Origin of the sequence: Candidatus Rickettsiella viridis, from assembly GCF_003966755.1 — a bacterium.
GTDB classification, from domain to species: Bacteria; Pseudomonadota; Gammaproteobacteria; order Diplorickettsiales; family Diplorickettsiaceae; genus Rickettsiella_B; species Rickettsiella_B viridis.
Genome location: NZ_AP018005.1, coordinates 1003654 through 1020163 on the forward strand (window position 1 = coordinate 1003654; position 16510 = coordinate 1020163).

A 16510-nucleotide genomic window follows, 5' to 3' on the forward strand; every position below is an offset into this window, starting at 1 on the left:
TAATTTTTTTTATAAAAATTTAAACGCGTTAATGCGACACAAAATAAAACTGTTAATTTATAATGTACACGTATGAGAAACAGTAGAATTAATAATACCGTTCACACCACTTTTTTCTAGCGCAAAGAAACCTAATGGCCCTTTTCTATCTGTATTTGTAGAATTAATAACATCGTTCACAATATTTTTTTCTGATACAAAAAAATCTAATAGCTCTTTTCTATCTGTATTTACGGTATCAAATTCATTTTTTTGTAATTTCATCACTTGCTCAGAAAAAACCTTGGCTGTGCTATCAACGTACTCTTCCTCCAGAATAGAATAATGAGTTCCCTGTATAGGCGCACGATGGAATTTATTATCATCCACAAAATCTAATAAGTAATTATTTTTGCTTTCGCCGGCCATATGCTCAAATGCGCTTCCTAATAGAGTGGCCTTCAGTAAAATAACTCGTGTATTCTCAAGTTTTTTAGGCTTGAAAGCAAACCCTAGATCTTGTAAATAGCGATAGCGTTGTTCTAGCTGATCCATAAGGTGCTTTCTGGTTTCACCTATCTTATCTCTCACTTGCGAATAGTAGTTTAAAACCTCTTGCTTCAATTGACATTTGATGGATTCGCTCGCACAAGAAACGACCCAGGTGTCAAGTAAAATCACCCCGATTAAGTTATTTACTTTCCTTTCCTCTAATTGAGCAGCCATCTCTAACGCTAACATACCACCAAATGAATAACCCGATAAAATAAACGGTTGCTTAATTTTATCCTCTATTTGTAAAAGATAGCTTTTAGCCATTTCTTCAAGGCTTAAATTTTGCCGTATTCCGTGAGACAATACCGGATCCTCTATACCAAAAAAAGTATTATTCAACCTTGTTTTTTTCATTAATTCTTCATAACAATATAGCGCGCCGCCCGCTGGATGTATAAAACCTACGGGTGCCAATGTTTTTTCACCTTGTTGAAAAAGAATCAAAGAAGAATTTTGTTCCAAGTTAGAACAAGCCACTGGTAAGTTTAGTATCTGATCAATAGCGCGGATTGAAGAGTTTTGACGCAGTAAATTAAATGACAGCCTAACACCAAATAGTTGTTCAATTTCATAAATCAATTGCACAGTTAATATTGAAGTACCGCCACAATTAAAGAAACTATCATCTAAACCTATTTCATATTCAGCCATGGGGGGCAATGAAAGCACATCTCTAAATAAATTAGCTATTTTCCTCTGGCTATCTGTTAATACTACAGGGGAATTTCTTGTAGCGAAATCCAATTTATATGAAAGTAATGCTTTTTTATCTAATTTACCATTCGCTGTTGTAGGAAACCGATTCAATTCCTGATAAAAATCAGGAAACATAAAGGGCGGCAATTTGCTGCTTAAATAGTCAGAAAAAATCTTATTGTCCAAAATAGGTGTATCTTTATGTCTAATATAAAAAGCAATCAGCTGTTTTTTTCCAGAACCAAGCTCTTTTGTTAACAGTGCTGCTTGCTTCACCGCTGGATGAGACATTAAAGCGGCTTCAATCTCAGGCAAAGAAACTAAAACACCCACTCTTTTCAGTTGTTCACCATCCATTCTGCCACAAAAAAGCAACTGTGGATTATCGATTCTAGTCAACCTCACTTGGTCGCCCGATAAATATAATGTTGATGGTAATAACTCAGGGCAAATTACAAAACGCTCTTTCTGTAATTTAGGATTACGCAGGTAACCTTCTGTTAATGAATCACCGCCTATGGCTAAATGTGCTTTTGCCCCCAGAGGCGCCAATTTTTTAAACCGATCTAGTAAGCGAATCTCTGTGTTATTGACAGGCCTGCCGATAGGAATGGAGGAAAAATCATTGAATATATCGGCGGTGACTCGGCAAGTTGTGGCAAAGATACTTGCTTCTGTTGGTCCATATCCTATTATAAGATTCAGTGCGTTATTATTTGAACAAGAAAAAACCTCCTGCATTGCTTTTTTCTCTACAGCATCCCCGCCCGCTAATAAATATTTCAAATTACTAAAAACCGTTGGTTTAGTATAAGCATACTGATGAAATAGTGCCGCCGTTAACCAGAGAATCGTCACATTTTCAGCTAAAAGTTTTTCGTCAAAAAGTTTATAATCGAGCAGTACGTCTTTATCGATAATAACTAAGGCAGCACCATTCGCCCAAGCTAGCCAACATTCCAATTGCGCGGCATCAAACGCTAAATTTGCAGCTTGCGCAACTTTATCTTGATGATCGACTTGGATGTAGTTTGCAGATTTCACAACACGGATAATCCCTTTCTGTTTCAAAGTAACTCCTTTAGGGACACCGGTAGACCCTGAAGTATAAAGAATACATACTCTACTATCTAATGAAGCAGGAACTAATAAGCGCGCTTCCTCCTGCACTGCCATCTCTTCTAATGCTTGTTTGCTAATTTTTATAAACTGTACCTGTGACTCAGGTTTAATGGAAAAATTAAGATCTGAAACAACATGGTTTATTTTGGCATCCTGAATAATAAAGTTTAAACGTTCTACCGGATCCGCCTTAGATAAAGGAACAAAAACAGCACCTAATTTTAACAATGCCAGTTCTGCTATAAAAAATAAGTACGCTTTTTCAAAATATAACCCCACTGGCTCAGTGGCACCCACCCCTTCTTTTGCTAAATGATTTGCTAAACCTGTTGATAACTGATCAAGCTCTCTATAAGTAAGCCGCATTTCAGTATGCGAAATAGCGATAGAATCGGGATAATTAAAAACCTGTTGCTCAAAAACAGAAACTAAATCTTCATGATAATGATGTACAGGTCCCTTACTAAAGCTGAGTAATTCAGCTTGCTCTTTTTTTGAAACACAACTGATATCATGCAATTTTTGATACGGATCCTGACAAATATTATTAATTAAATAAAATTATCCGCTATACGTTGAATAAATGCATCGCTGTACAATGACTCTGAATATTCAACCAGGCAATTTATCTCTTTGCTTCCTTCTTGCAAAAACAAACTAAATGCCCCAAATCGACACGTTTCTCTTAGATCATATAAAATAGGCTTTTTAGGAATTTCTAAAACAGCCTGCTCACCATCCAACACCAATTCTGATGGTTTATAACTCTGATAAATCAAAGCAGGATTAATTAACACATTAGTAATGCCTTGCTTTTGAGCAATTTTTTGGATTGTTTCAAAAGCAAGTTATTGAAAACTAAGACTATCTAAAAAAACCTGATAATTTTTTATTGCATAATCAAAAAAGGAAATATTTTTTTCTAGATCAAAGGGTAAAACCATTAAATTAACAAAAAATCCTACGACCTTATGGAACGCTGGAGAATTTCTACCATTCGTAGCCGTTATAATCCCTATTTTATCCTCATAAGAATAAGCAGAGACTAAAATACTAAACATTGAATTAAGCAGGTTAAAAGTAGTAGTTTTAGTAGCTTGAGCCAATTGTTTCAGTCTTAGAAAATCTTTCTGTGAAATAGAAAAATTATGTCGTTTGCAAGGATGCTCTGAAGTAAGACTTAAAAAATTAGAGGCTTTATCATAGGGAAATTCTGTCGTTAAGTTCAAAGAGGATAAAATAGTTGACCAATGCTCAGTCGCAGTCGCTTGATATTTTTCAGAATAATAAACATTATTTTGATAATTAATAAAATCACTATACTGATATTTTGCAGAATGGTTCAAATCAATCGCTGAGCTTTGCTCTTGATACAAGACAGATAACTCTGAAACTGTGTTTTGTAAAGAGATAGCATCAAAAATTCCATGATGAATACGCATCAAAATATAGAATTTACGGTCTTCACCAGAATCAAAAATAGAAAAACGAATTAAAGGTTCATCACTCATTAAAAAACTTTCTTTAGCTTTTTTTAAAATAGCCGCTTCTACAGACAATTCATCTTGAACAGGGATCACTTTAAAGGTTCATCACTCATTAAAAAACTTTCTTTAGCTTTTTTTAAAATAGCCGCTTCTACAGACAATTCATCTTGAACAGGGATCACTTCAAAAAAAGTCTGTCTGTCTTCGGCTGGCAAAATAGTTTGTACCAATTCTTTATCTCGCATAACAAAAGAACAGCCAAACGCATCGTGTCGCTTTATAAGCCGCTCACAAGCCTGCTTAAAACGAGGAATCTGCAAGTTACTAATTGAAAAACAAGCAACCATTATATAATTAGAGGAAGGATTGTCGTGGTTTATTTCTTTTTTTTCAGCAAGCCATATCCTTTTTTGTTGAAATGAAGTACTCATTATTTGGCTGAATTTAGAAGGTGCTAGGCTATCTAAGCTATAATCGGACGCTGCTGTTTTTTTAACAACACACTCTAAACTATCCAGGCTACTTTCTCCACTATCGTCTTCTTTTTTAATATCATATTTTGAAACACTCAATTTGTCATCGATCTCCTCTAGGCTATCTTCTTGATCAGTGCCAAACCCTTGATCACCTGAGTATTTTTGTTGTCCAATATAAGAAATTAACGTCTGCAATGTAGTCGCTCTATCCAGCAATAGTGTAATAGAAACATCGATATCCGTAATTTGAAATAAATAGTAGCTTAACTCAGTTGCTTTTAATGAGTCTAAACCAAGATGAATAAGTGCTATATCGTTTTGTACATCACCCAATAAATAATGACAAAGTGTAAATACTTTAGACTCAATCGTAGTTAAACTTAAGAGTTTCCTCTCATCAAAGAAAAATTTATCTAAAAGAAAATCTAATGATCTTGTCAACCTCTGTAGCTTAGTTAAGTAATCATTTTTATTAAAAAGATCACCGTAGCTGTGTTTTTTTACAACAGAATTGGGAACTATTTCCTCATCATGCGTGCCGTTTTGACTCTCTAATAAATTATTAACATCCAATATAGCGAGTTGGGCAGATGAGAAAATGATATTAGTTTCTTCGCCTAACGCTGCCTGGTAGATATATCCAAAAGGAATATTACATTTCTGTAATAACAAGCTAACAAAGGATTGCGCTACTTTATTTTTCTCAGTTTTTTTAAAACGCAGATCAATTTTATCTAATGATCGGTCAACTGCGTATTGCGCGATGTGTTTAATAAAATGATATTCAATGCCTTTTTTAAAAGCTCTACAACTGACAAAAAAGCTATCCACTAATAAACTTTTATCTTGAATGTGACAAAAAGCGACCGCAATAAGACCATAATCCCCAAAATCATCACTCGCTCTAGCATTAAAAATAATCTTATTATCTTTTAAACTGTTTTTTATATCAGCAATATCTTGGAGCAAAGGAAACAAATTAAACTGATTTGTTTTAGCTGATAAGATACTAATTCTTTTAATCGTTTCCTCTTGATTTTCTTTAACTTCATCAATCAGAATAGATAAATTAATCGCTTGTAAAAACTGAATATAATTACTAAAATTAGATTGATAATCCTGTCGCTTTTCATCTTCTTTATATAACTTTGTTCTATTGGCATCTTCAGTGCTAGTAACTTTAGCATCGAAAACCCAATTATCTTGTAAAGCAAAAAACTCTTCTTCATTTTGAGGCGCTTTAATACATAAAACTTCTGGTAAATTGCGTCTAACTTCTTCAAGCTCAAAACGTGAATCATCGATAAATACAAAACTATCTACTCCTAAACCAAGCTCCTTTGATAATTCGTATATATTTTGGGATTTTAATTGCCAATTAATCTTAAGTTTTGCGAAAATTTCACGCTTCAGCTTTATATCGCCGAATCTTTTCTCAAAAACATCGTAGACATTTTGCGGATCGTTTTTACTAATCACACAAATAACTATACCCGCTTCGTTTAGCTTAATTAAAAGCTCGTGTAGTGAATGATGATGCTTCTTAAATTCTACATTTTTTGCGCCTATATCACCCACAACGCCTTGCCATAAAGTATCATCACAATCTATTGCAATAACTTTATAAGGCTTACTGATTAGATTATGTAATTTTCTAACTATAGCGCAGGACAAAGCGATATAAAATTCTGGGGTGTAAGGTATATGGGTTTCTTTACCAACTTTATTTTCAATTGATGTAAGAGAGTAATAAGATTGAATATCCGCTACCTTAATAAACGGAATAGCTTTTTCTTGCATTGCTTCATAAAAGCTTTTTTCTAACGGCTGTAAGTTAGGTAAGCCAGATTCTAAACTTGGACATAAAACCACCATAACACGAGCCGATAATCGACGCTTTACTGTATCAACCGTGTCTATCACTAATTGTAAGTTTTTTTGAAGTAGATCCATTGCGCCTGCAGTATAATTTACTAAATCAGTCAATCTAAACAGGACAGTAACTATTTGATTCTCTTTATCCTTTTTTAGCGCTAATAAAGAAGTGATAATATTTCCATAATTAACGACAACTTTTTCATCCTCCATAAATTGGTCAATTAAAAATTGAAGTGGATTTCTCAAATAGTCAGAATTAAACGAAGATAAAATAATCATATTTTCTTTTTTTTATTTAAAATTTTTATCGACTTTTTAATTCATCTCTTTAACTTTAAAAATTAACTACTGATTAATTTTTTAGCCTGAAATAAGGAATAAAAAGAAGTAAAAAAAACATTATTTAGCCCACAAATGGTACTTTAAACTATCTTTAAAAAAAAAGAAAGCTTCATAAATAAATACTCAATAATTTGTCAAAAATGCTGTGCTTTATCCTCTATAAAGCGACTGTCTAATGATTAAAATCTGCAGTAAATTTGATCGTAGTAAGTAATAGACTGGATGTTACTTAACAATAACAAGTAAAAAAATTAGCTAAGCAACCTCATTTAAATTAAATAAGAAAATAACGTTATCGACTATGGCACAGGGGAGAAAAGAACCCCCAATCCTATCATTTTCTTAATGCCTTGTACTTTCTATTTGAGCCCCATTCCGGTAGTTTAACTACCTAATAGATATATAATAATAAATATTATTTAAACTATTTATATAAAAATGGTAATGCCATGAGAAAAATCATACCCCTATTTCGCCGCCTATTTTCTTCCAAGCAAGAAGAGTGCATACCAAAGAAGAAATTTTTTCCAAAACATTCAATCCTGCTCGCTGAAGATAATCTAATCATTGTATGCGCTATAAAAAATTTACTTGAGCAGCGAGGTTATCGTGTTACGACAGCGGAAGACGGAAGTAAAGCACTTAGCTATTTGAAAAGCCATACCTATGAATGGGCGTTATTAGATATCGTTCTGCCAGAAATAGATGGCATCGATCTGGTAAAAAATTATCGTGACTGGGAAAAAGCAATGAATAAATCTCGCCTTCCTATCTTTGGTTTAACAGGTTATCCCTTTAAGTCGATGGAGCGCACTTGCAAAGAAGCCGGAATAGATTTTCTTTTTGAAAAACCTTTTAAAATGGATGATCTTAAAGTCATTGAAGACTTTTTAAGCTAAAAGCCAACTAAGTTTAGCTTGGCATACCTACTCTATTGCGCTCGCTATTTTGATTCGAGTAATATGCGCTCTCTGCACAGTACAAAAAATGCAGTACTTGCGTTTAAGCGTTTGAAATAACAGCTAATTTTTATTTTAGCCGGCAACTAAAATCTTTCGTCATTGCGAGCCCGGCACCTATCTTAAAATATTGAGTAACAGAAATAACTGATACGATGACATACTTTCTGTGAAGATAGGTGCGGGGCGCGGCAATCCAGTAAAAAGCTCACTTTTTCCCCTGGATGGCCACGGTTGGAACGATGTTCCAACCTCGCCATGACGGCTTATTTATCATTTTTGTACTGTGCAGTAATATGGCTTAAGGGGAAATGCTCTTTAATTTTCACTTAATAATAAGCCTGTAGAATCAGCAGAATCGTAAATTATGCATTTATTACACTATCATGGGCATTCCAACAACAAATCCATCACTAGCCTCATTCAATCATGAGACTGAATTAAGGCCTAAACTGTCTAAACTTTTAAATATACTCCTCAATAACCACAAAATAGATGACACTATTGAAGCTCTAACCGCTGATAAGGCTGGCTATCATAAAAACCTTTGGGATCAAATAACGACAAAAATAAACCTTTATAAACTTATCATTTACGATAAAGGAACCAATTTTTCACTGGCCTCTAATACCACAACAGCCGCTGGCTTAGAAGCGGCTAACATCATTTTCTTTATCCCTTATATTGGCTCAGCTCTTTCAATACCGATAAAACCCATGTTATATGCCATGGATAGACAAAGAAAGCTAAAACGCACCAAAAGAAAATTTTTTCGGCTTATAACTGATGATAAATTCCTTAAGATAATCAGCACTATCCTAAGCAATACCCATCAAGCAGAGTTTTTAGCTCAAAGCGGCGATCCCGAGAAAACAAGAAAATTTGCAGAAAAAATATTTCGTGAATTTTGGCTTTGTTTTAAAAATAAAGTTCGGCGGGATAGCCCAGAAACCGAGGATACTCATAAATTCAAATCTTTTTTAGAAGACTTTTCCTTGGCGGCAAAAAAGGTTTACTCTAAAAAAAATAAGTGGCATATGGCTATTCTTATAGCAATAAGCCTGGCGACACTGCCAATGATTGGCCTAATCTTTCTTTCACCGGCTTCCCTTTCTTTTTTGCCTATTGCTCTTACCACCCTTACTCAAAAATTAGCGCTGGCAGGTGGATTACTGATACCTAGTTTACATTTTATTGAAACAGCGATGCTATTGGGATTAAAAAAAATAGTGGACCTTCATGAAGTAGTGGCTAACAAAATAAACCCCAAGAATAAAAAATCCCCTAAAAAAGAGGACACTGAACCAAAACCTCCCATAGATTTAAAAAAATTCTGGGTCGACTGTTTATACCACTACCATGAAACATTAACCGATCCGTTAAAACAAAACTTTCAAGCCAGTTTAGACAAAATATTAGGGACCTTGGAAAAAGAAAAACCCTTAGCTGCCGCACCAACTAAAGCTGCCATGAGAAAAAAACCAAGCTTATTAAAAGTTAAGCATCGTCGCTCTCGCGCAATGAAAGTTAAGGCCCTATCTAAGATAACAGGGGGTCCTGCTGCAAGGAAAAAAACGCTATTCAGTCACACCCCCATAAAACAACCTATAAACCCTTATAGTATGACTGAGCTGTTTCGCTCCCCGTCAACCAAAACGATAGCGGACGCTTCGCCCGAGCATCCGCCTACGAAATACCTTGTCTTTGTTCGCTGCTAGTAATGCTATATAAATTAGCTACTATTACTCGGAAACCATCGCTTGCATAACCGCTACTTTGGTTTCCTCAGCCACTTGAATTAACTGCTGATAGAGCACTTCAATTTCTTCAAGTGACTTTATGGGTATCGCAGCCGTCAGCTGTTCACAGATTTGTTCTAAACGGCTTGCACCACAATAACTTGCTCCGCCCTTCCATTTATGTGCCATATTTCTAATCGCTGGCCAATCACTCTCTTTATGCTGTTGTTTGATAATCGCTAGCTCTTTATTAAGCCCGCTTATTAGCAAATCTAAGCATTCTTTAACCATTTCTTTTTTACCTATCAGCTTCGCGGCTTGTTCCATATTTAAAATAGCAGTCGATTGTAGCGAATCGCTTGCTTCAGGGAGCGCACTTTGCGACTGGTTTTTATGTGAAATAAAAGCGCTTAATATCTCAGCGGCTTTTTCCAGCGTCAGCGGTTTATTAAATACCGCATTCATTCCATTCGCCAGACAATGCTGTTTCTTATCACCCTCAATATGCGCTGTTAAGCCAACGATCGGAACCGATGGATTTCTTTGCCATTGCTTTAAACGAATTCGTCGAGTGACTTCACAGCCGTCATCATCAGCTAAACCTATATCCATTAAAATAAGATCATAATAATTCTTTTCTATTTTCTCTAGCGCTGTTTTTCCATCGCGAGCGACATCGCTACGGCAGCCCAATTCTTCCAGCACGTTTTCTGTCACCATGGCCGCGATGGTATTATCTTCAACGACTAGCACATGGTTTGTATGAACCACTTCTATTCCAGCGGTTAACAATTCATTAGAGGCTCCCGATAAAATACTATTTTCTTTTAATTCATTGGCTGCTTCTGTATGGGTTTCACCTATAAATAACGATTTCTGAAAAGCGATAACGCAAATAAACGTTGTACCCTTTCCTAGCTCGCTCTCAATATGAATTTCACCATCTAGATCTTCGATAAATTGTTTAACGACGGATAACCCTAATCCTGTCCCTGAATACTTACCCTTATAGGAAGGTATCAAGCGGGTAAAGCGGTTATAAATTTCTTTATGTTTATCTTGGGGAATACCCATACCGGTATCACTGACACGCAATTCAATAATGACTTCACGTTTTTTATTTTTTACTAAACGAGCGCCGATTTTAATCGAACCTTCCTCGGTATACTTTAAGGCATTCGTGAGAAGCTCTAATACGATCCGTTGCACTCGAATGCCATCACCGAGCAAATAAGGCGGAATGCTCCTGTCATACTCTAAGCTTAATTGCAAATCTTTTACCAGGGCTTGGGGTTTATTCAATCGTATTATTTGCTCTAAATCTTCTTTTAAATTAAATCGCTTTCTCAACAGTGGAATTTCACCGCTAGACACCGTAATACCTTCCAAGATCTTAGTCAAAAAATCTAATAAGGCTTCACTCGATTGCACCAAGTCATTCGCAAAGGCACTCACTTTTTGTGGCAACCCCGATTGCATTTGAATCAGATGTGCACAACCGACAATGCCCGATAAAGGTGTGCGTATATCATGACGCATGTTTTCTAGAAATTCGGTTTTTGCCTGATTGGCTATCTCGGCTTTTTCTTTGGCTATTTTTAGGGCTTCTTCCGCCTGTTTTCTTTCAGTAATATCCGTATAAACTCCTAAAACCCCAGTAATATTACCTTGGGCATCACGTAAGGGAACTTTACTAGTAAGTAATACAGTATCAGTACCATTTTCAAGCGTTTGAAATTCTTCAACATTAAGCTGAGGTTGACCACTTAAAATAACCTCTTTATCTATAGCTCTATAATGGTCACTTTGTTCTTTACTCCAAGGAAGATCATAATCAGATTTTCCAACAATATCTCCAGGGGATTTCAGCCCAGCAAGTTTCGCAAACAGTTCATTACACCCTAAAAAGATAGAGTTTCTATCTTTCCAAAAAATAGTATGTGGAACTGAATTAACTACAGTTTCTAAATAGCTATGTAAGTTTTTAGAAGTACTTTGTGTGCTATGTAAAGCAGTTTGAAGAGCCATTTGTGTTTCTTTAAGTTCGCTAATATCACTAGCAATACCTAAAACACCAATAACTTCATTGTTTTTATCAAAAACAGGTATTTTATTGGTCAATAAATAAATTGTTCCACCATCAGAAAGAGTTTGTTTTTCTTCGATATTAAGCTTAGGAACTCCAGATTCCATTATTTGCTTATCATCTCTACGATAAGCATCACTATCTTCTTTCCTTACCGGAAAATCATAATCTGTCTTTCCTATCACTGCTTCCGAAGAGGCTAAACCAAGGCGATGTGCAAAAAAATCATTACAGCCCAGATATCTCCCTTCTCTATCCTTCCAAAAAACATGTACTGGTAATTGTCTTAATAATTCGAGAATAAATGCACTATCAAATTCATTTTTTTCTTTGTTAATATACATAAAAAATCCCTGAGATAAACAAATTAATCTTCATATAAAACATATATTAATATAACCCATAAGTGGTTATTAATATTTTAATCTTGAATTGATAAAAAAGCCTTTTTTATTTTTATCATGAAATTCTTCATTAAGCTTTATTTTTTTAAAAAAATTTGGAATAAAATTATCTAATGAAACAGTATATGAAGGATCCTTATTAACAGGGCGAGCCTTTATAAGCCAAGAAAAACATAAGCCCGTTAACATAAAAGTTTTTTTCATTAAACTTTTATTTAATTGATTATCCGGATTAATTTCTTTACTAATACGGCACATTATTTGTTTAGGCAAAGGCAATATTTGCTCTTTAAAGCTATTAAACCATGTAACAATTGTATTAGCATTTCCATAACCATACAAAAGCTTCATACAAGAAAGTGAAATAAACCCATCCTCAATATAGCTTAATCCTGTATAATCTCTTATATGAACCTTACTTGCGGGATCAAATATGTCAGCTTCACCTTCAACCTGAACGGTACCAAAAAGTACTTCTGAAATTCCTGCGTTAATCATCGCAGGAATATACAGCGAAACACCAGCAACAATTTTTTCAGCAATCGCTAACTGTTTTTCAATAGGAATTTGGCCATTAATTATATCAAGATAATTTTTTGACGGAATTAAATCTGTACTATTCAACAAGTTTGTTTCAGGTGCGTAAGTAATAAATCCAAAACCATCTCCTACATTAGAAAACATACAATGCGGACCCATGCAAAAAAACATCGAATGCTTTTCTTTAAGCTCATCAGGCAATTTCACTTTAACGAGCACCTTAGCTCGATTTGTTCTTAATTCCCTTGGTAAGCGGTAGTATCCAATTTTTGAATTAATATAATCTGTCCATTCCCACGTTGCATTTACTATAAAATTTATTTTTTTCTCGACAATAAGATCGTTATCTTTTTTTAAAGATAACGAATAAGAAGTATCCATGTACGAAAAACATATATCTTTTATTTCACTGTTTGTTGTTACATGAATATTTTTATGGTCTTCTATCTCAGTTAAGAGAAACTTCCTAAATTGCGGCCAATCTAGTAAATGTTCACGCGTTTCAACGCCTAACTTTACCTGCCCCAAATTAACATCACGTTCATACTCTTCAGGGTTTAATATTCTATAGAATTCATGGGGCTCCCCAAAAAGCTTATTTTCACTATCTTGCTCCACAAGCCTGGTATACTCTTCAGCCAACGCTTTATAAGTTTCCAAGATTTCCTCTTCAGAAAACGAAAAGTTTTTAACAATAAAATAGCGCCCGTTCCTTAATGGATAATTTTCAGGGTATTCCTGCCCTACCATTAAATGTGGGCAAGACTTATAAAAACGTCTAGTAAAATCAATTGTTAGATTCAAATAAACCTTAGCGGTATTCTTATCAACATAATGAAATCCTAGACCCATTCGACCAGGAGTACGGTTACTTGTACCCTGCAATAACTCTTCTTTTTTTTCAAAAAGAAATATAGTTGCCTGCGGGTATTCTTCCGATAACCGAAGCGCTGTCATACAGCCTCCGATACCTCCTCCGATTATACCCATCTTAATATTAGCTGCTTCTTTATTATTGCTTTTATTTAACACTCTAACTCTTCTTTTAATTATTGTTCTAATCTTGTTAAGACACCGCTAACAAGCGCTTACCGATTCCAATCAACTTATTACGCATTAAAAACAATTGCCAGCGCGAGCCACCCAATTGTCGCCACAACACTGCCGATCGAACACCGGCTAACAACGCCGCGCGTATTTTACTCACCACTTCGGTTTGGCTTAAATGTTTACCGCTCCCGACTACATGTAAGCGATAAGACAGGCGTCCCAAAGTAGACACATAAATATCGGCTAAATTATTAATCATCACGTGGGGCGAAGAAGAAAAATAATTGGCTTGATAAGCCGCGTGTTTAATTCGCCGACTTAAGCTTTGTTTTATTTCTGAGCTGCGCTCCAGCTTACGCTCTAAATGCATTAAGCCGATTAAATAACGCGTCACATCTCTATCACCCATCATTTTGCTATGGCCTAATACCTTCACTAATTCTTGAAAACCCAACTGCAGTGCAGACACTCGGCCATAAACCTGTTCGACACTGGGTGCATCAACGCGGTAAATGGTTTGAATGCTGGCATCAAATACACTATTTTCAACCTGCCCTGTTCTGGCCAAATGCTTCACCAGCGCGGCGGATTGAAAAATACCGGCTAACGCTAAGCTGAGTTCAACTATTTTTTTTTCATTTTTTTGCACGGATAAATTGACTAAGTAAAGATAAGAAAAAAATCTAACGTAATTTTAACGTCGCTAGACCCAATAAAACTAATACCACAGTGATAATCCAAAATCGTACGATCACACGTGGCTCTGGCCAACCCTTTAATTCAAAATGATGATGAATAGGCGCCATACGAAAAATACGTTTCCCGGTTAGTTTAAATGAAACCACTTGAAGAATCACGGAAATTGTTTCCAAAACAAAAACACCACCCATAATTAGCAACACTAATTCCTGTCTGACCACGACCGCAATACAACCTAACGCAGCACCCAAACCTAACGCACCGACATCACCCATAAATATTTGTGCCGGATAGGTATTAAACCATAAAAATCCTAAGCCCGCGCCCACAATAGCACCACAGATGACAACGATTTCACCCGCACCCGGCACAAAAGGAATCGCTAAATATTTCGCATAAGTAATATTGCCGGTTAAATACGCAAAAATACCTAAGGCGCCACCCACTAATACGGTCGGTAAAATCGCCAGCCCGTCCAGACCATCGGTGAGATTAACTGCATTACTACTGCCTACAATCACTAAATAAACCCAAGGAATATAAAAAATACCTAAGGGAATCAGCAAGTTCTTAAAAAAAGGAATCACTAATTGGGTTTCAATCGGCAATTGCGCACTTCGGTACAGTGCAATGGCAATACCTAAACCAACCACCGATTGCCAAAAATATTTCCAACGTGGCACTAAGCCTTTGGTATTCTTTAAAACTAATTTGAGATAATCATCTGCAAAGCCAATCAAACCAAATCCTACAATCGCAATTAATACCATCCAAATACTGTGATTGCTTAGATTAGCCCACAATAAGGTGGTCAATACAATGGCGATTAAAATTAATGCGCCGCCCATGGTCGGGGTACCGGCTTTGGTTAAATGGATCTTTGGACCATCATGACGTACATGTTGGCCTATCTGATGATAGCTTAACGAACGTATGAGCTTCGGCCCTAATAAAAGTGAAATCAAAAAAGCCGTTAAACTTGCTAAAATAGCGCGCAAGGTTAAATATTGAAAAACATGGAATGCACGATAGTAATTCGACAAAAAGTCAGTTAACCACAACAGCATCGGTTCTATTCTCTCCAGTCTGATCAATTAATGTATTAACGCCGCTACTACTTTTTCCATCTGTGCACTACGTGAGCCTTTGATTAGTACGGTCACATCTTTCTCTAACAAAGGCCTCAATGCTTGGATTAAATCTTCCTGACTCGCATAATGCTTTCCTGAAGAACCAAAGGCTTGAGCCGTTGAAGCGGTTAATTCACCGCAAGTATACACAGTTTCAATCCCCAATTCTTTGGCTAATTCACCGATTTGACGATGATAATATTCGGTATTATTACCCAGCTCGCCCATATCACCCATTACAAAAATACGGCGTCCTGGATAATGCGCTAAAAGTTGTAATGCCACAGTGACCGAACGCGGATTCGCATTATAGGTATCATCAATAATCGAAGCACCCATTTTATTTTTTATGACCGCTAATCGGCCCGGCACATTCGACATTTTTTCTAAACCGCTTTTAATATGTACTAAGGATATGCCGACTTGGCTTGCGATGGCCGCCGCGGCTAAGGCATTAAATAAATGATGTTGTCCTGGCAATACCAGATGAATCGGCATTTCTCCTTTGGGACTCAGCAGCATAAACTGCACTCTACCTTCTGCATCTAAACGAATATCTTTGGCTGAAAAATCCGCCTTCTGCTTTAAACCAAAGCGAATCACTGGGTGCTTGGCTAAACGCGTTTTCCAAGATTTTTCAAAATGATCATCGGCATTAATAATCGCTATACCTTGTGCTGATAAACCCAAAAAAATTTCGGATTTTGCCTGAGCGACTTTTTCAATCGATCCAAATCCTTCTAAATGCGCGGGTGCAATATTGGTTATCAAGGCAATATCAGGTTTGGTTAGCTGGCTTAAATAGGCAATTTCCCCTGCATGATTAGCGCCCATTTCAATCACAGCAAATCGATGTTGTGCATTTAAATCCAGCAAGGTTAAAGGCACACCAATATCATTATTGAAACTTTTAGTGCTCGCTAACACAGGACCAATTTCGCTTAAAATAGCGCGTAACATTTCTTTGGTGGTGGTTTTTCCACAACTGCCTGTTAAAGCAATGACGGGGATAGAAAATTGCTCGCGATGTATCGCGGCTAATTGGCCTAAGGCTTTACGTGTATGGGCGACTAAAATCTGAGGAAGCTCAGAAGAAAGAGGCCTGTCTACCAGCGCTGCGACCGCACCGTGATTTTTAGCCTGCTCAATAAACATGTGACCATCAAATTTTTCCCCGCTAACCGCCACAAAAAGTGCACCCGCTTTAACGGCGCGCGAATCCAGACTCACGGCGCTAAAATCGCCATCAGCCCCTATTAATTGTCCTTCAAGCATCGATGCAAGTGTTGATAATTTCACAAAATTCTGTACCAAAAGTAGACTAATGTTTTAAATATATACCATAATCTAATCCATAGATCGGTAATT

General features: G+C 36.2%; 11 protein-coding genes. 2 read left to right on the forward strand and 9 right to left on the reverse strand.

What is annotated here, in order from left to right:
• Positions 1 to 57: 57 nt before the first annotated feature.
• The 4 genes from DMP02_RS04635 to DMP02_RS04650 are packed head-to-tail and all read right to left on the reverse strand — an operon-like array spanning position 58 to position 6472.
• On the reverse strand, positions 58 to 2871 hold the full coding sequence (locus tag DMP02_RS04635; RefSeq protein WP_126322897.1) for an AMP-binding protein: 2814 nt from the start codon (positions 2869 to 2871) through the stop codon (positions 58 to 60).
• Between the two features lie 32 nt (positions 2872 to 2903).
• Complete coding sequence (locus DMP02_RS04640) at positions 2904 to 3149, reverse strand: hypothetical protein (RefSeq protein ID WP_126322898.1); 246 nt, start codon at positions 3147 to 3149, stop codon at positions 2904 to 2906.
• Positions 3150 to 3200: 51 nt separating this feature from the next.
• Positions 3201 to 3932, reverse strand: coding sequence for a condensation domain-containing protein (locus tag DMP02_RS04645; protein WP_126322899.1), 732 nt, complete (start codon positions 3930 to 3932; stop codon positions 3201 to 3203).
• Entirely contained in the window at positions 3929 to 6472 is a 2544-nt protein-coding gene (locus DMP02_RS04650) for an HAD-IIIC family phosphatase (RefSeq protein WP_126322900.1), read from the reverse strand. The genes DMP02_RS04645 and DMP02_RS04650 overlap by 4 nt, the downstream gene beginning before the upstream one ends.
• 512 nt (positions 6473 to 6984) lie before the next feature.
• On the opposite strand from DMP02_RS04650, the gene DMP02_RS04655 reads away from it, so the two are divergent.
• Positions 6985 to 7434 (forward strand): response regulator, encoded by a 450-nt coding sequence (locus DMP02_RS04655; RefSeq protein ID WP_126322901.1) that lies wholly within the window; start codon positions 6985 to 6987, stop codon positions 7432 to 7434.
• 446 nt (positions 7435 to 7880) lie between these two features.
• Positions 7881 to 9212, forward strand: coding sequence for a hypothetical protein (locus DMP02_RS04660; protein ID WP_126322902.1), 1332 nt, complete (start codon positions 7881 to 7883; stop codon positions 9210 to 9212).
• Between the two features lie 24 nt (positions 9213 to 9236).
• Here DMP02_RS04660 and DMP02_RS04665 read toward each other — a convergent pair whose 3' ends face one another.
• The 5 genes from DMP02_RS04665 to DMP02_RS04685 form a co-directional block, all read right to left on the reverse strand.
• On the reverse strand, positions 9237 to 11663 hold the full coding sequence (locus tag DMP02_RS04665) for a PAS domain-containing sensor histidine kinase (RefSeq protein WP_126322903.1): 2427 nt from the start codon (positions 11661 to 11663) through the stop codon (positions 9237 to 9239).
• Between the two features lie 69 nt (positions 11664 to 11732).
• Complete coding sequence (locus tag DMP02_RS04670) at positions 11733 to 13295, reverse strand: FAD-dependent oxidoreductase (RefSeq protein ID WP_126322904.1); 1563 nt, start codon at positions 13293 to 13295, stop codon at positions 11733 to 11735.
• Between the two features lie 34 nt (positions 13296 to 13329).
• Positions 13330 to 13962, reverse strand: a complete 633-nt coding sequence (hflD, locus tag DMP02_RS04675; RefSeq protein ID WP_126322905.1) for a high frequency lysogenization protein HflD — start codon at positions 13960 to 13962, stop codon at positions 13330 to 13332.
• A gap of 34 nt (positions 13963 to 13996) precedes the next feature.
• On the reverse strand, positions 13997 to 15079 hold the full coding sequence (gene mraY, locus DMP02_RS04680) for a phospho-N-acetylmuramoyl-pentapeptide-transferase (RefSeq protein WP_126322906.1): 1083 nt from the start codon (positions 15077 to 15079) through the stop codon (positions 13997 to 13999).
• Positions 15080 to 15106: 27 nt separating this feature from the next.
• Entirely contained in the window at positions 15107 to 16441 is a 1335-nt protein-coding gene (locus DMP02_RS04685; RefSeq protein WP_197720792.1) for a UDP-N-acetylmuramoyl-tripeptide--D-alanyl-D-alanine ligase, read from the reverse strand.
• Between the last annotated feature and the right edge of the window lie 69 nt (positions 16442 to 16510).